Here is a 22,288-nt window from a genome sequence, read left to right as displayed (position 1 = left end):
CGTGCCGAAGCCTAACGCCCCTGAAGAGGGCTATAACGAAAAGTCCATTGAGGGTATCCGTAAGACAATGGACGCTTGGGTTAAATGGACTAATTATGGAATTCAGGTAGGCGATTTTACGGAATCCCGAAAGTATATTTCCAGCGACTTTACGGAGGAACTGGAAGGGTATAAGAGCTTTGAGGATTTGTATAAGCGCGGTGGTTGGATTATTGATGGCATAGATAACTACACCGCTCATACAAAGCCATGGACGGAAGATGGGGAAACCTATTTTTGGAAGGCATATCGCGAGTGGAATTATATAACTCTTGTGGAGCCTACTGGCGAGTGGCACAGAGATGTCAATATCCAGAAGGATAACGATACCTGGAAGTTTGAGTTTAAGTACTTTGATTCTTCCTGGAGGATTGTTGACTGTGTGCAGGTAGATGGTTAGTGTGCTGAGAATTAGCGCATTTCAAAGTTCTAAAGTTTTGCATTTCTGAGGATAGGAATTTCTGTGTCTTCTTTTGTTCTTAACCGCCGCGCATTGTTGGGCGGCATTACGTTGTTTGGTGTATCCGGTCTGCTTGCGGCGTGCGGCCAGCAGGCAAATAACGAGGCGGCAGCCACCGCCTCCGCAGTGCCGAGCGAGACTGCTTCGACGTCTGCCGCGGCTTCGGAGTCGCCTTCGGCGAGTGCCACTCCGTCTACTGTTCGAGGCTATTCGGGCGGTTCGAAGGCGCCGGATGGTGAGTATTGTCCGGCTGATAAGTACGGCAATGCACAGAATGTGCCCAAGCCTGCTGAGCCTGAAGACGGGTACCGTGAGAAGTCTGTTGAAGGAATGCGTAAGACCCTTAAAGCGTGGGTTGAATGGGCTAACTATGGCACTGAGACTGGTGATTATTCGATGGCTCGTCAGTTTGTGTCGTCGGAGTTTAAAGATGAGTTGCAGGCATATGCCGATGTTGAGGATCTTTATGCTAGTGGTGGTTGGATTATTGGTGGAGTTGACTATTTTGAGGCTGATGGTGCGCCGTGGTCTGAGGATGGGGAGACGTATTTTTGGAAGGCGTATCGTCACTGGGATCGTGAGATTTATGTTGAATCTGACGGTAGTTCGCGTAGCTGGGTGAATGAGGATAAGACCAATGACACGTTTAAGTTCGCACTCAAACATAATGGTGTTAAGTGGGAAATTATGGGCTACGAAGGTATGGATAAGTAATTATGAAGAAATTTTTGAAGGATTCTGCTGTTGTGTTGCCGCGCATTTCGAAGCAACCACCAAAGTGAAACCCTCGTAATCTTTCCACAAGATAGACGGCCACACACCCAGAGGGCTGGAGCAATGACAGGTTCCACGTGCGCGCTCGCGCATAATGGAGATAAGCGGGAGACCATGCACTACAACGATGTGGAGGACCAACCATGAACCCCAACATGCTGAACCGCCGCTCAATACTGACCGGAGGCACCCTCATCAGCCTCAGCACCCTACTCGCCGCCTGCGTGCCGCACGACATCACAACTGCAGGAGACGGATCCACCGCCTCCGGCAAGCCCGCCACCAACAGCAGCTCAAGCAACAGCACCGGCAACAACGCCGGTAACGGCGAATACCGCAAAGCAGACGCCAAAGGCCCCGCCCAGAACGTCCCCAAACCCAACGCCCCCGAAAACGGATACCGCGCAAAGACCCCCGACGGCATCCTCAAAACCATGGACGCCTGGAACCAATGGATCAACTACGGCGTCCAAACCGGCGACTACAGCAAAGCCCGCGAATTCCTCTCCACCTCAAACGACGGAGAACTCAAAATCTATCGCGAAATAGAAGCACTCTACCAGCGCGGTGGATGGGTCATCGACGGCATCGAACACTTCGAACCCGCCGGCATACCCAGAACCGACGACCATCAAACCTACTACCTGAAAACCAACCACAAATGGGACAAACACACCGAGGTAGAACCCGACGGCCGCCAAGAAACCTGGAGCAGCGATAAGGAAGAAGAAATCTACAAGTTCGCCCTCGAACACCGCGACGGCAGATGGCAGATCCTCTACTCCCAAATTGACGCCTAACCGTACCGGCGTCTAGCCGCAATACATTAGCCCAGAAGCCACATGTGTTTCGAAAAGCCACCAAAGAAGTAGCTTTTCGAAACACATGTGGCTTCTCGCGTAAGAACGTAAAAATCAGAACACAAAAATAGGGGAGAGGCCTGAACCTTCAGGACCTCTCCCCAAGCACCTATAAGGCACCAACGACTTAGTGCGGGTACTCGCCGTACTTCACCATCGGAACCGGGCGGCGCATACGACGAGGAACCATCACACGGTTATACGTGTACATGCCGGAGCGAGGTTCCATCTCGCCGAACTTCGCAATTACCTTCTTCTTCAGGCCACGCCACAAAAGCCAGGAATCACCAATCCACAGCAGCAGCAGACCCCAAAGGACGTACGTAGTAATACGCTGGAAACCCTCCGCAGCCTCAGCAGAACCAAAGAAACCGGGGATGAACAGGGTAAAAATAAAGAACGCCAGCATGACAAACAACATGACGTCACCAACATTGCGGCGCGCATCAATGTAGTCACGAATATAACGGCGCTGCGAACCACGATCCACGGCGGGCAGGTAACGCTGATCGCCACCCATCAACGCATCATTCTGACGCTCACGAGCCTTCGCCATCGCCTCACGTTCACGAGCCTTCGCCTCCTTACGGTCACTAACAACCAGAGGCTGACGACGAGCCGCCTGCTGCTCCTTACGCGAAGGAGTAGGACGGCCCTTCTTCGGGGTGAACTTCGGATTAACCGGAGCCTGAGGCTCCTCTACAACCTGCGGCTGAACAGCTTCCGCTTCAGCCTTCTCTTTCTTACGACCAAACACCCTCCCATCATACCCGAACGGCACACGCCAAACCCGCCCCCACAAGCGCACACCAGCAACTGAAACGAACCCAACCACCCGGCGGTTGAGGCTAAGACGGGGTCAAGGTGGGGGTAAGGTAGAAACATGACTACTGAATTCACCCACCACAGCGCCCTGAGCGACGCCGTCACCAAAAACTTCGAAGCAACCCTGCAGACCCTCACCGAGCTCGTCGCCATTCCCTCCATCGCCTGGGAATCGCACGACCTCACCCAGGTAGACCGCAGCGCCGAGGCAGTCGCCGCGCTCGCAACCAAGGCAGGCTTCAACAACGTACGCATCGAACGCGCCACCTACACCACCGCAGACGGCACCGAAAAGCAGGGCATGCCCGCCGTCATCGCCTCCCGCCCCGTCGCAGAAGGCTACCCGACCATCCTGCTCTACGCCCACCACGACGTACAGCCCGCCGGCAACCTCGACCTGTGGGACACCGACCCCTTCGTCGCAACCCGCAAGGGCGACCGCCTCTACGGCCGCGGCGCAGCAGACGACAAGGCAGGCATCCTCGTGCACCTCGCCGCGCTCGCAGCCCTCAACGAAACTCTCGGCGAGGACTTCAAGCTCGGCGTGAAGCTCTTCATCGAGGGTGAAGAAGAGGCAGGCTCGCCCTCCTTCGTCTCCTTCCTCAACACCTACCGTGAGGAACTGTCCGCCGACTACATTGTCGTCGCAGACTCCGCCAACTGGCGCGCTGGCGTACCCGCACTGACCACCAGCCTGCGTGGCGTCGCATCCGGCGACATCGAAGTGCGCGTCGGTAGCCACGCCATTCACTCCGGCATGTTCGGCGGCCCCATGCTCGACGCCCACACCCTCATGGCACAGCTCATTGCCACCCTGCACGACGCCACCGGCGCCGTAGCCGTCGAAGGCCTGCACCGCGCACCCGAACCCGAACTCGAATACGCCGAAGCAGACTTCCGCAACGACTCCGGTATCCTCGACACCGTACCCCTGGCAGGCACCGGTAGCGTTGCCTCCCGCCTGTGGACCCAGCCGGCAATCTCCGTCATCGGCATGGACATCCCCTCCATCGCAACCTCCTCCAACACCCTCGCCGTCGTATCCCGCGCACGCATCAGCACCCGCCTAGCACCCGGCGACAACCCCGAAAACGCACACCGCGCACTCGCCGAACACATCAAGGCACACGCACCCCACGGCGCACAGGCGAACTACACCGCCGTTGACTCCGGCATGCCCTTCGCCACCGAAGTCGACGCAGACGGTGCACAGACCGCCCTCGACGCAATGCGCGCCGCATGGGACGTCGAACCCGTACAGACCGGCATGGGCGGCTCCATCCCGTTCATCTCCGACCTGAAGGACGTCTTCCCGCAGGCACAGATCCTCGTCACCGGCGTAGAAGACCCCGATACCCGCGCACACAGCGCCAACGAGTCCCTCTACATTCCGGACTTCAAGAACGCAATCCTCGCGGAGGCGCTACTGCTCAGCGCACTCGGCGCTCGCTAAACGCGCTCGCTGACCAGCACCCACTCGGATAGAAAGTTTCAGGAAGCGCGGGGGAGAAACATCCACAAAAGTGGGGGAGAAGGGTCACAAACCCCAACCCCCACTTTTTCGGTATCCTAGAAGCAGAATTATTCGTCAAGCTCCCACACCAATACTCACGCCCCCGGCGAACTATGCACACCCTAGGTTGTGCATCAAACACTCAGGGGCGTATCGTGAAGGCTAAAACACCCACACGCGACGCACACGCGACGCACACGGGCAACCAACAAAACAAAAGGACAACACCAATGAGTGCAACCACCATCGAACTGCCGACCCACGGCGTCAACCTCACCGAAGTAGCACAGACCAAGGTCCGCACCCTCCTCGAACAGGAAGGCCGCACCGACCTGCGCCTGCGCATCGCCGTCCAGCCCGGCGGCTGCTCCGGCCTCATCTACCAGCTCTACTTCGACGAGCGCGTCCTCGACGGCGACGCAGTCCGCAACTTCGACGGCGTAGAAGTCATTGTCGACAAGATGAGCGCACCCTACCTCGACGGCTCCACCATCGACTTCGAAGACACCATCGAAAAGCAGGGCTTCTCCATCGACAACCCCAACGCAGCAGGCTCCTGCGCATGCGGTGACTCCTTCCACTAAACCGAAGACACCCCAGCGCTAAGCACCCCACGGTGCAACACGCCTAACAAACCCCCGTCTCGCATACTGCACCCAACCATGCAGATACGCGGCGGGGGTTTTACACTTAACACATGACTACGCACGAAATCACATGGAAATACATCCTCAACCAGCTCGTCAAACACCAAAACCTCACCGACACCGAAGTCGCCTGGGCAATGGACCACATCATGACCGGCCAAACCGAACAGCCGATCCTCGCATCCTTCCTCACCGCCCTGCACTCCAAAGGCGAAACCCCCGAAGAACTCGGCGCACTCGCAGCCGGTATGATCGCCAAAGCCGAAACCGTCGACATTGACCCCAATGCCGTAGACATCGTCGGCACCGGCGGCGACCAGCAAAACACCGTCAACATCTCCACCATGGCAGCCCTCGTCATCGCAGGAACCGGCGCCACCGTCGTCAAACACGGCAACCGCGCCTCCACCTCCAAATCCGGCTCCGCAGACGTCCTCGAAGCCCTCGGAATCCGCCTCGACATGCCCATTTCCGCAGTCGCCGAATGCGCTCGCGAGACTGGCATCACCTTCCTGTTTGCGATGACTTTCCACCCGGCAATGCGTCACGTGGGCCCGACCCGCCGCCTGCTGGGCATTCCGACCGCGTTCAACTACCTGGGCCCCATGACCAACCCGGCGCGCGTGAAGTCCTCGGCTATCGGTGTTGCTAACCCGGTCATGGCTGAGAAGATGGCTCACGTCTTCGCGGAGCGCGGCGACCACGCCCTGATTTTCCGCGGTGATGACGGCCTAGATGAGCTGACCATCGCGACCACGAGCCGCCTGTGGGAGGCTGTAGACGGCGAACTGACCGAGTACCGTTTTGACCCGACCGAGTACGGTCTGCAGAACGCACCGCTGGAGCAGTTGCGTGGCGGCGACGCCGAGTACAACGCGGGCGTTTTCCGTGCAATTTTGGCGGGGGAGGGCGAGGCCCCGAAGAGCCCGCTGCGCGCCATTCACGACGCTGTGGTGATGAACGCTGCGGCTGGTCTGGTGGCGTACCGACCGGTCAATGGGGAGAGCTTTGAGACCCGTTTCACTCAGGCTTTGGCCGATGCACGCGAATCTATTGCATCCGGTGCAGCGGAGCGTGTGCTCAACGCGTGGGTAGAGTTCAGCTCTAAGCACGCAGAATAAAGAAGCCCGGAATAAAGAAGCTCAGTAGCTGATGATAGGCACCCGAGATGGGGCGCACCGAATGGTGTGAACTCGTCTCGGGTGTTTGTCGTTTACCGGGAGATACTGAGGAACCTGAGGTTCGGAGCATGTGAGCGTACTGCTAGCTGAGGTGCGCGGAGCGCAGAGAAAGGTGTGAGGCGTGCGGAGCTCAGAACCGCGGACGGAAGAGCGTAGTCGCAACAGTCGCATTACGGGGACCGCAGTTCGACCCGTGCCAGCTAGAGCGTAGAAAGCACCGGTGAGTGTCCGGTGGGGTAGTGAAAAATAGGTCTACTTTACATAATGTATATTATCGGCTTTTTAGGGAGGTTTAGAATGAACCCGAGATTCCCCGTATCTAAATAAAGTCTTAACAGTTCATGTATTAATCTCACCCACTCACCATAACCGTCGCCAGTACTCAATCCACCTGAAATAATGGATATACCCCGCATCACGAAGGTGCTGTCGCCTCGTATGCAGATTCAATGTCAACCACGCCGGTTGATGTACATCAAAGGAGAAAACTCGTGGATTGGCTCTTTGAGACACCCTGGACACTCTGGGTTGCACTCGCCCTCGTTTTCGCCGTCATAGAAATGCTCAGCCTCGACCTGTTCTTTCTCATGCTGGCGATCAGCGCAGGCGTCACCGCAGCAATATCGCCCTTCGTGGATAACATGCTGATTCGAACCGTTATTTTCGTGGTTATCTGCCTGATTCTGGTTCTTGGCCTGCGCCCGCCGCTGCTGAAGAAACTCAATAAATCAGCTACCGGAGCTGTTACTAATGCTGAAGCACTCGTTGGTGCTGAGGTGCGCGTCACTCAAGATGTGACTAGTGAAACCGGTTTGGTGGTACTAGCTGGCGACACCTGGACGGCACGCACCGCCTCCGGAACGCTCGTTGCAGGATCACACGCGAGGGTACGAGCCATTGAGGGTGCTACCGCAATCGTAGAGCCTCTCCCCCACGCCTAAGACCCATCTGAATACCGGCTCTAGAAGCAGGTTCAGATACCAAAAACACACCATATAACTCACCGATAAGGAGAAACAATGCCTATCAGCCTTATTTTGACGGTCCTACTCATCCTCTTCGTACTGACGATGCTCGCAAAGACCGTGCGCGTCATCCCGCAGGGACGAGCCGGCATCGTTGAACGACTGGGTAAGTTCCACGCCGTTCTCAACCCCGGCCTGCACATCGTCATCCCCGTAGTTGACCGCGTGCTGCCCCTGATTGACCTGCGTGAACAGGTCGTTTCCTTCCCCTCGCAGTCCGTGATCACCGAAGATAACCTCGTGGTCGGCATCGACACCGTCGTGTACTTCCAGGTCACCGACCCTAAGGCTGCAACCTACGAAATCACCAACTACATCCGTGCCGTGGACGAGCTGACCAGCGCAACCCTGCGTAACGTCGTCGGTGGCCTGAACCTGGAGCAGACCCTCACCTCCCGCGACCAGATTAACGCGGAGCTGCGAGGCGTACTCGACTCCACCACCGGTCGCTGGGGTCTGCGCGTCTCCCGCGTGGACATCAAGGAAATCCAGCCCCCGGTATCCATCCAGGACTCCATGGAGAAGCAGATGCGTGCAGAGCGTGACCGTCGCGCCGCAATCCTCACCGCAGAAGGCCAGAAGCAGTCCGACATTCTGACCGCAGAAGGTGAATCCCGCGCCGCAATCCTGCGTGCAGAGGGTGAAAAGCAGGCGCAAATCCTTCGTGCAGAAGGTGACGCACAATCTGCAATCCTGCGCGCAAACGGTGAAGCCGAAGCCGTGCAGAAGGTCTTCGCAGCAATCCACGAATCCAACCCCAGCCAGCAGCTGCTCACCTACCAGTACCTGCAGACCCTGCCCAAGCTCGCCGAAGGCGACGCCAACAAGCTCTGGTTCATCCCGACCGAACTCGGCGATGCACTGCGCGGCCTGGGCAACGCATTCGGCACCCTGCCCGCATCCGACCTGGCAGACGCACCGAAGAAGCCCGCAGCACAGGCACCCAAGAGCGCACCGCAGGCACCCGGAAGCTACGGCATCAACGGCTAAACGCGAAATCTAACGCATAAAAAGGCGTGAATCACCAAAAATCACGCCGAATAAACACCACCACGCTGGGCGGGTGGAGACTATTACCGATATAATGGATGTTTTGTAAACGTTCGAGGGAATAGTTCTCCCCCGCCCAACGTTATGCCTAAAGCGCCAAAGAGCGCACCCGACGACACTGGAGGAAAAATGAGCGATCGTAGCCTGCGCGGTATGCGCCTGGGTTCCCAGTCGATGGAAACCGAATCGAACGTACAGCCCGCGCCCCGCCAGCGCGTCGAATACCGTACCGCAGACGGTGACCGCGTTTTCGTGACCTTCGCGGCAGAAGCAGAAATCCCCTCGGTATGGACCGCAAAGTCCGGCAAGGAAGCATACCTCGTCAACGGCGACTCCACCGCAGACGCCGAAGAAGAGAAGCCCGCACGTACCCACTGGGATATGCTCATGGAACGCCGCAGCATCGAAGAGCTGGAAAAGACTCTGGAAGACCGCCTAGAATACTACCGCAAGCACTACGCGCTCTAAAAGCGCCGTAGAGGCGCCGTAGAAACGCTGTAGAAGCCCGCGCTGTAAGAAGGGCCCGCTAAGCACCACTCGTGCTCTTAGCGGGCTTCTTGTTTTGGCGCTGGTTCCGTCGGTACATGAGCCAGGAAAGAGCGCTACAGACAGCATAAAAAGACCGGGGCGGATACGTTATGTATCCGCCCCGGTCTTTCGTTTAAAGCTCAGGCGCGAGAAGCGTCTGCGCAAAAAGCTACCGGGCTTACTTGCCCAGAGCCTTCTTCAGCTTCTGAATGCGGTTAGCCATACCCCAGCGAGTCACCTTAGACATGGAGTCAAAGATAATGTTGCCGTCCATCTTCGAAGCGCCAATCTCACGCTCAACGAAGGTAATCGGAACCTCAACAATCTTCAGGCCAGCCTGCTCAGAACGCCACGCCAGATCAACCTGGAACACGTAGCCCTTCGAGTCGATACCCTCAAGGTTCAGGCGCTGCAGAGCGTCACGACGGTACGCACGGAAACCAGCGGTAATGTCCTTAATGGAGGTGCCCAGAATCAGGCGGGTGTACAGGTTAGCACCGCGAGAGAGAATCTGGCGGTGAGCCGGCCAGTTCTTGGTCTTGCCGCCGGGAACGTAACGCGAACCAATAGCCAGGTCAGCGCCCGCCTCCACAGCACGAACCAGAGAAGGAAGCTGCTCAGGCTGGTGCGAGCAGTCAGCGTCCATCTCAATCAGAACGTCGTAGCCTGCCTCAAGGCCCCAATCGAAGCCAGCGAGGTATGCGCCACCCAGACCGTCCTTAACGGTGCGGTGCAGAACGTGAATCTGGGAATCCTTAGCCGACAGCTCATCAGCAATCTGACCGGTACCGTCGGGGCTGTTATCATCCACCACGAGAATATCCACCTCGGGAGCTGCCTTGCGAAGACGCTCTACCACGATGGGCAGGTTCTCCTTCTCGTTATACGTCGGGATGACAGTTAGAACGCGCATATTACTCCCTCACAGGTGCATATAAAACAGGCAGTGTAGGTATCCAGTATACCGGGTAAATATTTGAGCAACTGAACCATTGGCGGCCTCCACTGCTCCTAAACCGCCTAAAAAGGTGTTGACAAGCTAAAAAATTAGTTACTTTCAGTGTAAATAGATTCCAGGACGGGTAGAGTCGAATCCTCCTCCAGCGCCGGAAGCAACGGAATGCGAGCGCGGGGGTCGGTACTCCACGATGCTACGCGGGAGTCGGGTGCCTGGACCATGAGGGCTTCGACGCGCCACTGTGCTACGTATGCGGGGGTGTCGGGGGTTAGCTGGCCGGTGAAGGGGTTTTCTTCGTGTGCTAGGCGGTAGACGCCGCGGGTGAGGGCGGCGAAGGCGCTGCGTGCGGAGATGCCGTGTTCGTCGTTGACGAGTTCGCGGATGAGGGACCAGGCGCCGGGTGCGTAGAGTTTGGCGTCGGAGCCGAGGGCGATGGAGGTGCCGGCTGCGTTTGCGCGGCGTGCGACGGATGCCACAGATTCACGTGCTTCTCCCCCGGCGTGTGCGAGGAGTGCCTGGACGGTGTCGTTGTTGGCTTCGTCTTCTTCGGGTTCGCAGACGCTGAGGCCGAGGTTGATGCGTGCTTCTGCCAGTTTGGTGAGGTATTCGTCGGTGATGGGGTCTTGCGGGGTGCTGATTGCTGCGTCGAGGCGGATGGGCAGCCAGGGGCGGTTTTCGCGTACGGCGAGTGCGGCATCGGCTGCGGTGGTGAAGCCGGTGGATGCGTCGATGGAGAGCAGGAGTGCGGCGTCTTCGGCTACCTGTGCTGCTGCGGGTGCCTCTTCGGGTGTGACAGAGATGCCGACCAGTTGCAGGCCCTTGACGGCGCGTTCGCCTTCGGTGAGGGGGCGTAGTGCTTTGATGGCGCTGATCAGTTCGTCGGTCTCAATGCCGGTGGCGTTGAGGATGAGACGGATGTCGGGTGTGCCGTGTTCGGCGCTGTAGTAGCTGAGTGTGGAGACGAGGTCGGGGACGTCTTCCATGCCGGCGAGTAGGGTGTGCGTGTGGTAGCCGGCTGCGCGGTATGCCTGCAGGTAGTCGAGGATTTCGGGTGCTTCTTTGCCTGCTACCGGTGCCAGTGCGCGCGCGAAGGCGGGGGTTAGTAGGGCGCCGTCAAGTTCGGTGATGGTGGCTGATTCGTCGGCAATTGAACGCGCCCCGGAGTCGGAACCAACCCAGCGGACGAAGCCGTCTTCGACGAGCATTGCGGTTGCGTACGGGTCGACGGGGCTGTACACGCTACCATCTACGAAAATACGGGTAGACATTAGATTCCTTTCACCTTTGAGGCGCGCCGAGGCGCACACGAGGGCGGGCACTTCAATTGTGCTCGCGTAGCTTAGCTGAGCGTCTCATTTGAGTATAGAAGCACCCCCGCTGCCTGCGATAGTTCGTTCGTCCTTAGATGAGGCGGAACTTAGATGATGTAGAACAATGCACAGTAGCGGGGGTGGTGGCCCGAACTGGTCGGGCGCGGTGTAGCACTATGTACGGTGTAGCTAAGGCGCGGGCTAGACGTCCAGGGCGACTACGCCGCGGCGTACCGCCTCAATCGCTTCTTCACAGCGGGCTCGAATGACCGGGTCCAGTGAGCGGATGTGCGCGATTTGGTCCAGGGCGTCCAGTACCTGCTTTGCCCAACGTACGAAGTCGCCGGCGGCAAGGCCGGTGTCCTCGATTGCCTTTGCGAGGTGCGCGCCGTTCGCCCAGGCGTACATGGGTTCGACCAGGCCGAAGTCGCATGCGGGGGTCGGGTTGACCTTGAACTGTTCTTCGGCTGCGTTCAGGTCGGCGAGGCGCTGCGTAATCGTCGCGATGGGTGCGCGCAGGGACGGGTGCGGGTAGTGAGCCAGGTATTCCACCGCGTCGCGCTTGCCCTGGTAGGTTAGTGCGGCGACGGTTGCCGCGATGGCGGCGGGTTCCAGTCCGTCGAGGAAGTGCGCGTCCAGGCACAGGGCGGTCAGCAGGTCGCGCTCGCCGTAGATGCGGCGTAGCGCCTGGCCGCCGGTGGTTAGCGACAATTCGCCGTCTTCGGTGCGCTCGACGTAGCCGTAGCTTTCCAGCAGGCGTGCGATGCGGTTGAAGACCTGCGCAATCGTGTTGGTGCGGCGGGCAATCTGGCGGCGCAACCCTTCGGTTTCGGAGTTGAGTTTCTGCCAGCGTTCGGCCCAGCGCATGTGGTTTGCGCGGTCGGAGCAGCCGTGGCACGGGTGGTTGCGTAGCTGCGCTTGTAGAGCCTCCAGCTGCGCGTCGATGCTGTTCTGACGAGCAGGGATGTTCTGCTGTGCGAGCGCACGCGGGGCGCGGCCGTCGTAGAGTGCCTGGCGCATGCGGCTTGCGGTGTCGCGGCGTTCCTTGGCGGTTTTGAGGCTTAGGCGCTTGGGGATTTTGATGCGTGAGACCGGTTCGACGGCGCCTTCGAAGTCGCGGGTTGAGGCGGTGCGCTGGTGTGCGTCCTCGGTGACGATGCCGATGCGCGGGTCGGCGTGCGAGTCGGAGCGGGTGATGACCACTGCGTAGCCGCGGGAGCGGCCGTGCGGAATGTAGATGATGTCGCCCGGTAGTAGTTGCTGGATGCTGTGGTGTGCCTGCGCGCGTGCGTGGCGTTCGTTGCTCTTGGACGCTTTCTTTTCCAGTTCGGTGATTTGGCGGCTGAGCTGGACGTATTCGGTGAAGTCGCCCAGGTGGCATGCCATTGCTTCGCGGTAGCCTTCTAGGGCGTTTTCGTTTTTGCGTACGCGGGAGGCGACGCCGACGACCGATTTGTCTGCCTGGAACTGTGCGAAGGAGGATTCCAGGATTTTGCGGGTGCGTTCGGCGCCGTAGGAGGCGATGAGGTTTGCCGCCATGTTGTAGGTGGGGCGGAACGAGGAGTTCAGCGGGTAGGTGCGGGTTGAGGCGAGGGTTGCCACGTGTTCCGGGGACATGCCGGGGCGCCAGATGACTACGGCGTGGCCTTCGATGTCGATGCCGCGGCGGCCGGCGCGTCCGGTCAGCTGGGTGTATTCGCCGGGGGTGATGTCCACGTGGGATTCGCCGTTGTACTTGGTGAGTTTCTCCAGGATGACGGTGCGTGCGGGCATGTTGATGCCCAGTGCGAGGGTTTCGGTGGCGAAGACCAGCTTGATGAGGCCCTGGGCGAAGAGGGTTTCGACAACTTCCTTGAAGAGGGGCAGTAGGCCGGCGTGGTGCGCGGCGATACCGCGAATCAGGCCGTCGCGCCACTCGTAGTAGCCGAGGGTGTTCAGGTCGCGGGTGTCCAGGTGAGCTGTCGCTTCCGCGATGTAGGCGCGGATGGTCTGCTGCTGTTCGGGGGTGGTCAGCGTAATATCGGCGGATACGCAGTGGCTGACTGCGCCGTCGCAACCGGCACGGGAAAAGATAAAGCAAATAGCCGGTAGCAGGCCCTGCTTGTCGAGGGCGCGCACCATCTCCGGGCGGGTAATGCGCTGCGGACGCAGGGGCTTCTGCTCACCGCGCGCATCAAAGTCCCGGTCGTTGCTGAAACGGTCACGACGGTCCGAGCGGCCGCGCTCGCCGCTGCTGAACGTCTCATTGAGCCAGCCTTCACGGCGGTGACGGAAACGTTCACGCTTGCCGCCGTAGCGTCCGCGGCCCGGGCTCGAACGGAAGCCGGGGCGTAGCGCCTTCAGCTGCGGGTTCAGACGCAGACCGGCAAGCAGAGGGTTAGCGCCCGCCTCCACGGATGCGCCGCGCTGCTTAGCCTTCTGTGCCTTCTTCGCCTGCTTGCGGGAGAGCTTCTCCTCCGGCTCCTGGTTCTTGCCCTGGGTGTGGTTTTTGCCCTGTGCGGAGTTGTCCTCGGGTACGAACAGGTCCACCACGCGGTGACCGACCATCATGTGCTGCCACAGCGGCACCGGGCGGTGCTCCGAAACAATAATGTCCGTGCCGCCGCGCACCGTATCCAGCCACGCGCCGAACTCCTCAACGTTCGACACCGTAGCCGACAGGGAAATGACGTTCACATGCTCGGGAAGGTGAATAATCGCCTCTTCCCACACTGCGCCGCGGAAACGGTCCGCCAGGTAGTGCACCTCATCCATGACCACATAGCCCAGGCCGGTCAGTGTGGTCGAGTTGGCGTAGAGCATGTTGCGCAGCACCTCGGTGGTCATCACGACCACGGGTGCTTCCGTGTTAATGCTCGTATCGCCGGTGAGCAGACCCACGTAATCCTCACCGTACGCGCGCACAAAGTCGTGGTACTTCTGGTTGCTCAGCGCCTTAATGGGGGTCGTGTAGAACGCCTTCATGCCGCGGCGCAACGCCAGGTAGATACCGAACTCACCCACAATGGTCTTACCGGCACCGGTAGGCGCGGCAACGAGGACGGAGCGGTCCGCCTCCACGGCGGCACACGCCTGACGCTGAAAATCATCCAGCGGAAAATCAAGGGACGCCTCAAAAGCCACCAGGGCGGTCTTCGCGTATGCGGCGCGCTCTCGGGATGCGGCGTAGGCGGCAGCGTAGTCGGTGCCGGTCTGCTCCGCCGGGGTCTGTGCGTTAGAAGAGTTAGAAGTGTGTGCGTCGGATGTGTGCTGTGCGTGGTGCTTGCTCATAGTATGTCCAGTGTAACCGCTCGCCCACCGCCCACCTTCCGAAAGCATCCTGCATGGGCACTAATCCGGTACGGGCGAACAGCGAGCGCATCGGCGGCACAGTTTCGGCGCAATATACGCTGCGTTTCTGCGGGGACGTACCGGCGGGCGTTGTAAAAATTCGTCTGTACGCCTCGAGACCCTTTTGCGGAACATGCGAAAGGGGCGGGGTACAGAGAACCTGTACCCCGCCCCTTTCGGCGATGTTGCTCAAAGCGAGCTATTCAATTTAGGAAGTCTTCTCGTCCTCGAAGTAACCCATCTTCGCCAGGTCTTCACTGCTGGTTGCGGTGTTCAGGCTTGCTTCATCCGAACCCTGCGCCAGCTTGGCGAGCTTGCGGTCGCGGCGCTTGTCGTTAATCATGCAGATGAGGATTGCTGCGAAGAAGAAAATCAGCAGCGGCGCCATGAGCACGAACATCATCATGATGTCGCTACCGGGTGCAGTCAGCGCTGCGATAACCGCAACGAGCACAACAACCCAACGCCAAGACTTCAGGATGGTCTTACCGCGAATCAGGCCCAGCATGTTAATGCCGACCAGAATCACAGGGATGATGAAGGCGCAGGAGAACGTCACAACGAACTTCAGGATGAAGGAGATGTACACGCCCGCGTCAATGTAGTTACTGTCGTTGAGGGGGGTGAACTTCAGCAGCGCGTAGACCACGCCGGGGAGGGTGAAGTACGAAATGGCGACACCGCAGGCAAACGCGAAAATAGATGCGGTGAGGAAGCCGAAGAGATACCTCTTCTCCTTGGTGTGCAGTGCCGGCAGCAGGAATCGCAGCGCCTGGTAGAGCCAGACGGGAGAGGCGATCACCAAGCCGATGTACATACCGACCTTAAGCAGCTGGTCGAAAGGAGATGCGACGCTACCGTAGTTCAGGTTTGCGTTGCGGCCGGTTTCTGCGTTGATCTGCTGCAGGGGCACAGAGATCATTTCGATGAAAGGCTGGTAGAGGAAGACCGTACCGATGATGGCTGCGATGACGGTTGCGATAGCCGCTTTGATGAGGCGGTCGCGGAATTCGCGCAGGTGTTCCTTGAGTTCCATGCGTGCTTCAGGATTGACTTTGCGGTTGCGCACGTCCTGGTCAGGTGTTGCCACGTGGTGTCCTCTGGGTGTCGGTGCCGTGTGTGATTCGGCTGAGGGGGTCTGGTGGGGTGTTTATGGGGTGGTGCCGCAAAACCCGTGCCGGCCGGTGGGCTGGCACGGGTTTGGTGCGTCGGTGGCGGGACCGTTACTTGGTTTCGGTCTTGCCGTCCTTGCCGTTGTCTACGACCTCAGCGGTGACGACCTCTTCGCCGTCCTTCTCGCGGGGGTCCTTCTTGGAATCGTTCTTCAGGCCCTCAACTTCGGTCTTGAAGATGCGCATGGACTGGCCGAGGCTGCGTGCCATGCCGGGCAGCTTGGGTGCGCCGAAGAGGAGGACGATGAGGAGGATAACGACGATGATGGTCGCGGGGTGGCTGAAAATCTGGCCCATGGTGGTGTGCCTTTCTGTTAGAGCAGGTCTCCGATGTTTTGAGGTTGGCCGAGTCGATCTCGTCGGGAGACCCGTCGCTTGATCCGCTCAGACCTGCGTGTCTGCTTACCTTGTTCGTAGTTATTGTATGCCTCAGTGATGGGTGTGAATACCCCGAGGGTGGTGTCTCGCGGGAGTTTTCGGCTTGCGTTCGCTTGCGCTGCATCGAATTGTCCCTCGATTGACTCGACCCAGGTTACGGTTTCGTCAAGGAGTGTGAAACCGCGAGTGAGTGCTTTGTAGGTGAACCATGCCAAATAGAGGAGCGAGCAGATGATGAGCGCGCCCCATAGCAAAATCCAGAACCACCAAGACATGAGCACCATTATACAAGTTTTAGGTTAATGTTTTGGCGCCTTAGATGGGTTTTTAGGGTGTTTTTGCTTGTGGGTGAAGTTCTATTTTTCTGCGGGCGCACCCCTGCGGCTACTCGCTTTGAGGGTTTGCAACTGGTCAAGCAACGCCGCGCGCAGGTGCGCAGGACCGACCAGTTCGAGGGCACCTCGGTGCGCGATGACGGTGTCGAGGATGTTCTTATCGCCAGCGCCGTGGGCATTGTTGTAGTAGTGGATGCGCACGTACTGGGTGCGTGAAGCCTTCTTCACGTGGTGGGTGCTTCGACGCATGTACGTTGCGGTGAGAGTATCGAGCGGTTCACCGCTGGGAATATGCTCGGTCGGGTGAATCCGCAACTCAGCGAACGGGTTGGTCTGAGTACTGTGCTGCTGCGCGTGCCAATGCGGAACGGTGTCACCGGTGACCGGGTGGGTACGACCCGCGCCCGCCTCCTGAATGTGGTTGATGCGGGTGAGGCGGAAGTTACGCCAGAAGGTGGGTTCCTTCTCCCCCGCCTCACTGTCGGCACTGTTCGCTGCCTCGCCGGTGGCTGCGTGAGCAAAAGCCTCAGGTACCTGCGCGGGTACCTCTTCACCGCGCGCCGCATAGTAGCGTTCCTCAGCGGTACGGCACCACGCATGCAGGTACATGTGGTCGCGGTGCAACACCAGCGCATACGGATCCACCAGACGATCCGCGGCACGCTCAGAGGTACCGTAACCAATGGTCACGGCATTGCCGCTACTCAAGGCGGCAGTTGCCTCCTGCAGTAGCGGCTCCTCCGGGGCGAAGCACAGGTGCTGCGCATAGACAGGCGCGTTCGGGTACGCGGCGGCGAGCGCCGCACGGATACTGCCCAGACGCGCATCCGCTGGGTGCAGAATATCTGCAGCAGAGAGGGTAAAGACGAGAATGGCGAGTTCAGTGTCAGTAAGGCGCGCGTAGTTCAGCAGCGTGTTCGGGGTGGCACCGCCAAAGTCCGGCAGCAGGTTAATGTAGCTGGGCTTGAGGGCGTCCGGGTCCTTGGGGTCAGAATCGAAGGGAACGGTATCTACCTGCGCGAAAATCTCGGGGATGATAGTTTTGCCGAGGTCGCGGTTTTTCTCGGTGTCCACGCTGTAGAGGGCGTTGAGCTGATTCAAAGGCATGGGCTCTTCACCATGGGCACTCGCCCAGCGGTCGGCACGATGCAGACCCAGAACCAGGTCGACGAGGGCGTCGAGGACGTTATTACGGTTACGCTGGTCAATCTTACTCCACGTACCGGGGTCCTCGACTGCGCCACTGTGCAGGTCGGTGAGGGTACGCAGCAGCAGCTGCTGGGCGGCGTAGCTGTCACGCTGGCGGGTAGATGCAGCCTCCGATTCCTCGGGCGGCTCAATCACGCAGCTGTAGCTGGTCGCCGCCACGGCGCTATCAATCGTGCCGTACGAGGGCACGGTGAAGGGATCCGACAGCGTGGAATCGGCGCTGACCTCCACGACGGACAGGTACTCTTCGTAGCCCTTAATGTCTTCAAGCCAGTTCTTGGCGTTAAACGTCGCATTGATGGGGGTCGAATCAATACGCGAAAGCATCGTGAGCTTCTGAATACGGCTGGCACGGAACGTGTACTCCTTACGCTCCGAGCTCTCAGTGTAGTAGCCGACAAAATACCAGGTGCCGTAACGGTACCCAATACCGGCAACACTGACCTTCTCCTGCACGCGGGTCGCACCGGCAGCCGTCTGATAGGTGAACGTGACCGTCTTACGCTCCGCATAGGCGGTGAACAGCTCATTCAGGTGCGGGTTATCGCTAAAGTAAATACGCTGAAGAGGCTCGCGGTAGGTGTACAGGTTCTTCGCGCGCTGACGCTTGCCGGTCTTCGGCTCCAGGATCTTCGCGGCGGCGAGCGCCTCATCGGTGAGGTTCTCGCTCGTCAGCGCAATCTTACGCAGGATGCGGTAGGCGTCATCCTGCAGTTCGGTGCCTTCCCAGCCGCGCAGGATGGTGTTGATGAGGCGGAACTCCTCAGCGGTGGGGTTCCATGCGGGCAGCTTAGCGACGTTGCTGGGCTCGAGGCGGTAGCGCTCCCCCAGATCTGTGGTCACGTGGGTGATGCGCGCGCCGGCATCACGCAGGGTCTGCTTGGCTCGTTCAAAGGCGCGTTCCTGGGACTCGCTGAGGGAGCCGTTAGCGCGCGTGCTAATACCGAGCAGGGTCAGTAGCTCGTTGCGGCTGATGCCCTGGGTTCGGGTTGCGGCATCGGGTGCCTCGGCGGCGGTGGCAAGGCGGTGAAGAGTCATGTAAAGCTGAGCTGCGGTGGACATGATTCCATCATACCGTGTGTGTTCCGCGGCACTTACTCAGCGTACGGGTACGCAAAAACCCGGCGCCCCTCCCACAATCGGGAGAAAGCACCGGGCTGTGCGTCTCTGCGCGTCTTACGTGAGAAGCGCGAAAAACGCGAGAACCTGGCTAGTCCTTAGCGGACGTCCAGCAGGTCCACCACGAAAATCAGAGACTCACCGGGCTTAATGACCGAACCAGCGCCGCGGTCACCATACGCCATGTCGGAGGGAATCTCCAGGCGACGACGGCCGCCGACCTTCATGCCGAGCAGACCCTCATCCCAGCCGCGGATAACCTGGCCAACGCCCACCTGGAACGGCAGCGGCTCGCCACGGTTCCAAGAAGCGTCAAACTCTTCACCGGTGGAGAATGCCACACCAACGTAGTGGGTGAGCACGCGGGAGCCGGGAACAACCTCAGCGCCTGCGCCCTCAATCAGGTCGGTGATGACCAGCTCGGTGGGGGCGTCGCCCTCGGGGAAATCGATTTCGGGCTTTTCGCGGTCGAGGTTACGCTGACCGAAAGACATGGGTGTCTCCTTTGATTGGTTCGACATACATCGAAATAGTGGGTGCGCTCGCCGCCTAAGTCGATAGGCGGCGAGCGCGGTATAAAAATGTGGGTGCCGGGCTACTGTGCGGTAGCCGAAGCGGTAGCTGCCGGGGTTGCGGTTGCCGAAGCGGACGCCTCCGCAGCAGCTGCGCTAGAAGCCGCCTGAGCACGCTGCAGGGTCTGCGGGTTCTCCTCCGCGCCCAGAATATCAACCACGAACACCAGAGTGCCCGAAGGCTTGGAACCGCCGGTGTCGTTACCGTACGCCAGGTCCGCCGGGATGACCAGCTCAACACGGGAGCCGACCTTCTTGCCCTTCAGACCCTGAGTCCAGCCCTTGATAACGCCCTGCAGGGAGATGCCCATCGGGGTGGCGGCGTCATAGTTGCCGTCGACGACCTTACCGTCGGAGTACTGCACACCAATGTAACGCACGTACACGGTATCGGTTTCCTTGACCTCGGCGCCCTCGCCCTCAATGAGGGTCTTAGCGGTCAGCTCGGTGACCTCCGGCTTGTTATCGGGCAGCTTGATTTCAGCCTTGCCGGTGGACTCATCCAGAGTGAAGGACGGCAGCGACGGGTCAGCCTCAACAGCCTTACCGGTTGCGTACTTGGGCAGCTTCGTCTTCACGGTGTACACCTCAACGTTAGTTGCGGCACCGGGCGAAGCGGTCGTAGTGGTCACGCCCGCGGTGCTACGCTGCTGCAGAACGTTGGTGGTGTACGAGAAAGAACCGCCAACCTTAATCTTCTTCAGGGTTTCGTATACCTGCGGTGCAGCCTGCTTCAGCTGATCGTTAATCGGCAGCAGAATCGGCTCGCTGGAGTAAGTGGAACCGTTAAGCTTGCCGTCGGTGCCGTTGAACACGGCAGCCTCAACGAGCACGTAGTCACCATCGTTGATGGAGTCGCCGTTACCTTCCTCAATCACGTATGCGGAGGGGCTAGAAGCGGCGAAGGGAGTCGCGAAGGACGCCTCAGGCGCAGCGGTCGCGTTCTTCAAGGTGTACTGCACCTTGGACAAATCGCCATTGCTGGACTGTGCGCCACATGCGGACAGTGCGAGCGCGAGAGCTGCCGCGCTGGCACCGAAAATAGTGAGCTTAGAGCGTTTGGTCATAGTGTTATCCTCTGGGGTTTTCTGTGAGAGTGGGGCGTGTGAGTGCCCGTGTGCCACAGAACAGTTTACAGGTATAGGTTTAGCTGTTTTATGCTACGGCATGTAGCTGTGTTCAGGCTGTGTCGCGGCCGAGGCGTTCCCGAAGGTTGACAACCCTGACCGCCGGCGGGTTTCCCCTCATCAGAGAGTTTCTAGCAATGCTGTTTAGCAGGGCGGCGGGAATGCCGCCTCCTGATGCTGACGCGCCTTGCCCTCCAGCAGGGTCAGCACTTCCTCCAAGCCTTCACTGTCAGTTGCGAACGGGTCCTTACACACCAGCGTGTGCTGCGGGTAGGCGTTGAGCTTCAAATGCACCCAATCCACGGTGAACTGCTCCCCCGCCGCAACCGCCGCATTAATGAAACGCGAACGCTGCAGAGCGCGAGTGTTCGGCGGCTGAGTCTTCGCCGCCTCCGCAGCACCCTCAGGCAGGATGCGCTTGACCGCACCGCGACGAACCAGCGCGTGGAAGACGCTACGCTCCGGGTCGATGTCGTGGTACGCCAAATCCAGCTGACGGATGCGGGCACTCGCATAATCGGCAGGCTGACCAGCCGCGCGGGCGCGGGCAATATACGCATCCAGAAGCTTCTTCTTAATCGCCCAGTCAATCTCAGAGTCAATGCTGCTGTAGTCGCCGGACTCGATAGCGTCCAGGGTGCGCTGCCACAAGTCCAGGGCGTATTCCACGTGGTGGTGATGCGCGCCGTACTGCTGCACGTACTGGCGTGCCGCATCCAGGTAGTGACGCTGAACGCTCAACGCCGTGTAGTGCTTACCGTCGGTGGTTTCGAAGGTTGCGGTGCCGGTCAGGTCGTGGCTGATAGCGCGCAGAGCCGCCGGAACAGACACAATATCCAGGCTGGTGACCGGGAAGCGGTCTTCCAGCATGCGTAGCACCAGGTCGGTGCTGGCAATCTTCAGCAGGGTCGTCGGCTCCGCCATGTTCGAATCGCCATTAATGACGTGCATGCGACGGAACTTCGAAGCGTCCGCGTGCGGCTCATCGCGGGTGTTAATGAGCGGGCGAGCGCGCGAAGTTGAGGTGGACGCCGCCTCCCAAATATGGTCGGCACGCTGCGAGAACGAATACGAAGGCACACCCGTGCTGGACGCCGGGTCGGTCGAACCGGGCACCGGGCCGCCGTTCGGGTGGGTCTTACCGGCACCGACCAGAATCTGGCGGGTCACCAGGAACGGCACGAGCTGGGCAATCAGGTCGTTGAACTGCAGTTTGCGGCTGATCAGGTAGTTCTCGTGGCTGCCGTAGGAGTTGCCCGCCGAATCCACATTGTTCTTGAACAGGTACAGTTCACCGTCGAGAGGGCGGCCCTCCGAGCCTGCGAGCAGGCGCTTGCGGGCGGTACGCGCCAGATCAGCGAAAAGCAGCTCACCGGCGCGTTCCTGCGCGAGCAGTTCGTCAATGCTGCCGCATTCGGCGGAGGCGTACTCGGGGTGCGAACCCACGTCAAGGTAGAGCCTACCGCCGTTGGGCAGGAAGACGTTCGTTGAACGCCACTGATCCAGGACGGGCTTGAAAAGGGCGGCGGCGGACTCTTCGATGCTCAGCCGACCGAGCCCGTGCGGGACGTAGCTGAGCCCGAATTCGCTTTCAATGCCGAAAATACGGTGTTCCATGATGCTGACCCGGCGCGCAGGTGCGCCGGTTACTCGCCGCCCTTCTGGACGAAGCCGGTGACGAAATCTTCAGCGTTCTCAGCGAGCAGGCCGTCAATTTCGTCGAGCAGGTCGTCGACCTCGCTCACGTCAGAGACAACGTGGGAGGCGGCGAGGGTCAGTTCCTGCTCCTGCTCGGCTGCGGTGGTTTCGGTCTGCTGTGCGCTGATGCGTTCGCGGCTCATGGTTCTCTCCTCAAGGGGTTTTCGGTTGTGGACAA

General features: G+C 59.5%; 20 protein-coding genes. 9 read left to right on the top strand and 11 right to left on the bottom strand.

Annotation, left to right across the window (positions count from 1 at the left end; genetic code table 11):
• From HMPREF2879_RS08010 to HMPREF2879_RS08000, 3 genes are all read left to right on the top strand, one after another.
• On the top strand, positions 1-439 hold a 439-nt coding region (locus tag HMPREF2879_RS08010), incomplete at its 5' end, for a DUF6318 family protein (protein WP_246822936.1).
• Positions 440-502: 63 nt separating this feature from the next.
• A complete protein-coding gene (locus HMPREF2879_RS08005; protein WP_070635226.1) occupies positions 503-1,213 on the top strand; it encodes a DUF6318 family protein in 711 nt (236 codons plus the stop codon).
• Between the two features lie 203 nt (positions 1,214-1,416).
• On the top strand, positions 1,417-2,073 hold the full coding sequence (locus HMPREF2879_RS08000) for a DUF6318 family protein (protein WP_070635225.1): 657 nt from the start codon (positions 1,417-1,419) through the stop codon (positions 2,071-2,073).
• Between the two features lie 187 nt (positions 2,074-2,260).
• Here the strand turns inward: HMPREF2879_RS08000 and HMPREF2879_RS07995 are convergent, their stop codons facing one another.
• Complete coding sequence (locus HMPREF2879_RS07995) at positions 2,261-2,890, bottom strand: DUF3043 domain-containing protein (protein ID WP_070635223.1); 630 nt, start codon at positions 2,888-2,890, stop codon at positions 2,261-2,263.
• 126 nt (positions 2,891-3,016) lie between these two features.
• Here HMPREF2879_RS07995 and HMPREF2879_RS07990 point away from each other — a divergent pair, with 126 nt between their 5' ends.
• From HMPREF2879_RS07990 to HMPREF2879_RS07965, 6 genes are all read left to right on the top strand, one after another.
• Positions 3,017-4,411, top strand: coding sequence for a M20/M25/M40 family metallo-hydrolase (locus HMPREF2879_RS07990; RefSeq protein WP_070635221.1), 1,395 nt, complete (start codon positions 3,017-3,019; stop codon positions 4,409-4,411).
• 290 nt (positions 4,412-4,701) lie between these two features.
• Entirely contained in the window at positions 4,702-5,055 is a 354-nt protein-coding gene (locus HMPREF2879_RS07985) for a HesB/IscA family protein (RefSeq protein ID WP_049337623.1), read from the top strand.
• Between the two features lie 113 nt (positions 5,056-5,168).
• Positions 5,169-6,239, top strand: a complete 1,071-nt coding sequence (gene trpD / locus HMPREF2879_RS07980; protein WP_070635220.1) for an anthranilate phosphoribosyltransferase — start codon at positions 5,169-5,171, stop codon at positions 6,237-6,239.
• Between the two features lie 551 nt (positions 6,240-6,790).
• Positions 6,791-7,240, top strand: a complete 450-nt coding sequence (locus HMPREF2879_RS07975) for an NfeD family protein (protein WP_049358262.1) — start codon at positions 6,791-6,793, stop codon at positions 7,238-7,240.
• 78 nt (positions 7,241-7,318) lie between these two features.
• Positions 7,319-8,314 (top strand): SPFH domain-containing protein, encoded by a 996-nt coding sequence (locus tag HMPREF2879_RS07970; protein ID WP_070635218.1) that lies wholly within the window; start codon positions 7,319-7,321, stop codon positions 8,312-8,314.
• A 189-nt stretch (positions 8,315-8,503) separates the two neighbouring features.
• On the top strand, positions 8,504-8,842 hold the full coding sequence (locus HMPREF2879_RS07965; protein ID WP_005506034.1) for an RNA polymerase-binding protein RbpA: 339 nt from the start codon (positions 8,504-8,506) through the stop codon (positions 8,840-8,842).
• A gap of 238 nt (positions 8,843-9,080) precedes the next feature.
• On the opposite strand, the gene HMPREF2879_RS07960 is transcribed toward HMPREF2879_RS07965, so the two are convergent.
• The 10 genes from HMPREF2879_RS07960 to HMPREF2879_RS07910 all read right to left on the bottom strand — a co-directional run bounded on the left by HMPREF2879_RS07960 (position 9,081) and on the right by HMPREF2879_RS07910 (position 22,253).
• Positions 9,081-9,815: a polyprenol monophosphomannose synthase gene (locus HMPREF2879_RS07960; protein WP_049341224.1), complete on the bottom strand. Its 735-nt coding sequence runs from the start codon at positions 9,813-9,815 to the stop codon at positions 9,081-9,083.
• A 134-nt stretch (positions 9,816-9,949) separates the two neighbouring features.
• Positions 9,950-11,128, bottom strand: a complete 1,179-nt coding sequence (locus HMPREF2879_RS07955; protein ID WP_070600140.1) for an amidohydrolase — start codon at positions 11,126-11,128, stop codon at positions 9,950-9,952.
• A gap of 243 nt (positions 11,129-11,371) precedes the next feature.
• Positions 11,372-14,440 carry a DEAD/DEAH box helicase gene (locus tag HMPREF2879_RS07950; protein WP_070635216.1) on the bottom strand — a complete coding sequence of 1,023 codons (3,069 nt, stop codon included), beginning with the start codon at positions 14,438-14,440 and terminating at the stop codon, positions 11,372-11,374.
• A 268-nt stretch (positions 14,441-14,708) separates the two neighbouring features.
• Entirely contained in the window at positions 14,709-15,590 is an 882-nt protein-coding gene (gene tatC, locus HMPREF2879_RS07945) for a twin-arginine translocase subunit TatC (protein WP_070635214.1), read from the bottom strand.
• Between the two features lie 133 nt (positions 15,591-15,723).
• Positions 15,724-15,969, bottom strand: a complete 246-nt coding sequence (gene tatA / locus HMPREF2879_RS07940) for a Sec-independent protein translocase subunit TatA (protein ID WP_005506024.1) — start codon at positions 15,967-15,969, stop codon at positions 15,724-15,726.
• 437 nt (positions 15,970-16,406) lie between these two features.
• A complete protein-coding gene (locus tag HMPREF2879_RS07930; RefSeq protein ID WP_070635213.1) occupies positions 16,407-18,656 on the bottom strand; it encodes a WYL domain-containing transcriptional regulator in 2,250 nt (749 codons plus the stop codon).
• 155 nt (positions 18,657-18,811) lie between these two features.
• Positions 18,812-19,207: an FKBP-type peptidyl-prolyl cis-trans isomerase gene (locus HMPREF2879_RS07925; RefSeq protein WP_005506021.1), complete on the bottom strand. Its 396-nt coding sequence runs from the start codon at positions 19,205-19,207 to the stop codon at positions 18,812-18,814.
• Positions 19,208-19,308: 101 nt separating this feature from the next.
• Positions 19,309-20,352, bottom strand: coding sequence for an FKBP-type peptidyl-prolyl cis-trans isomerase (locus tag HMPREF2879_RS07920; RefSeq protein WP_070635211.1), 1,044 nt, complete (start codon positions 20,350-20,352; stop codon positions 19,309-19,311).
• A gap of 204 nt (positions 20,353-20,556) precedes the next feature.
• A complete protein-coding gene (gene pafA / locus HMPREF2879_RS07915; RefSeq protein WP_012903530.1) occupies positions 20,557-22,029 on the bottom strand; it encodes a Pup--protein ligase in 1,473 nt (490 codons plus the stop codon).
• Positions 22,030-22,058: 29 nt separating this feature from the next.
• Entirely contained in the window at positions 22,059-22,253 is a 195-nt protein-coding gene (locus HMPREF2879_RS07910; RefSeq protein ID WP_005506016.1) for a ubiquitin-like protein Pup, read from the bottom strand.
• Positions 22,254-22,288 lie beyond the last annotated feature (35 nt).

Source organism: Rothia sp. HMSC069C04 (assembly GCF_001812895.1).
Taxonomy (GTDB): Bacteria; Actinomycetota; Actinomycetes; order Actinomycetales; family Micrococcaceae; genus Rothia.
This window is presented reverse-complemented; position numbering and strand designations above follow the sequence as displayed.

Excerpts from the sequence above, each read along its gene's own strand:
- HMPREF2879_RS08000 (WP_070635225.1), top strand. The coding sequence starts at position 1,417 with ATGAACCCCAACATGCTGAACCGCCGCTCAATACTGACCGGAGGCACC.
- HMPREF2879_RS07990 (WP_070635221.1), top strand. The coding sequence starts at position 3,017 with ATGACTACTGAATTCACCCACCACAGCGCCCTGAGCGACGCCGTCACC.
- HMPREF2879_RS07985 (WP_049337623.1), top strand. The coding sequence starts at position 4,702 with ATGAGTGCAACCACCATCGAACTGCCGACCCACGGCGTCAACCTCACC.
- trpD (WP_070635220.1), top strand. The coding sequence starts at position 5,169 with ATGACTACGCACGAAATCACATGGAAATACATCCTCAACCAGCTCGTC.
- HMPREF2879_RS07970 (WP_070635218.1), top strand. The coding sequence starts at position 7,319 with ATGCCTATCAGCCTTATTTTGACGGTCCTACTCATCCTCTTCGTACTG.
- HMPREF2879_RS07965 (WP_005506034.1), top strand. The coding sequence starts at position 8,504 with ATGAGCGATCGTAGCCTGCGCGGTATGCGCCTGGGTTCCCAGTCGATG.
- HMPREF2879_RS07960 (WP_049341224.1), bottom strand. The coding sequence starts at position 9,815 with ATGCGCGTTCTAACTGTCATCCCGACGTATAACGAGAAGGAGAACCTG.
- HMPREF2879_RS07955 (WP_070600140.1), bottom strand. The coding sequence starts at position 11,128 with ATGTCTACCCGTATTTTCGTAGATGGTAGCGTGTACAGCCCCGTCGAC.
- HMPREF2879_RS07950 (WP_070635216.1), bottom strand. The coding sequence starts at position 14,440 with ATGAGCAAGCACCACGCACAGCACACATCCGACGCACACACTTCTAAC.
- tatA (WP_005506024.1), bottom strand. The coding sequence starts at position 15,969 with ATGGGCCAGATTTTCAGCCACCCCGCGACCATCATCGTCGTTATCCTC.
- HMPREF2879_RS07930 (WP_070635213.1), bottom strand. The coding sequence starts at position 18,656 with ATGTCCACCGCAGCTCAGCTTTACATGACTCTTCACCGCCTTGCCACC.
- HMPREF2879_RS07925 (WP_005506021.1), bottom strand. The coding sequence starts at position 19,207 with ATGTCTTTCGGTCAGCGTAACCTCGACCGCGAAAAGCCCGAAATCGAT.
- HMPREF2879_RS07920 (WP_070635211.1), bottom strand. The coding sequence starts at position 20,352 with ATGACCAAACGCTCTAAGCTCACTATTTTCGGTGCCAGCGCGGCAGCT.
- pafA (WP_012903530.1), bottom strand. The coding sequence starts at position 22,029 with ATGGAACACCGTATTTTCGGCATTGAAAGCGAATTCGGGCTCAGCTAC.
- HMPREF2879_RS07910 (WP_005506016.1), bottom strand. The coding sequence starts at position 22,253 with ATGAGCCGCGAACGCATCAGCGCACAGCAGACCGAAACCACCGCAGCC.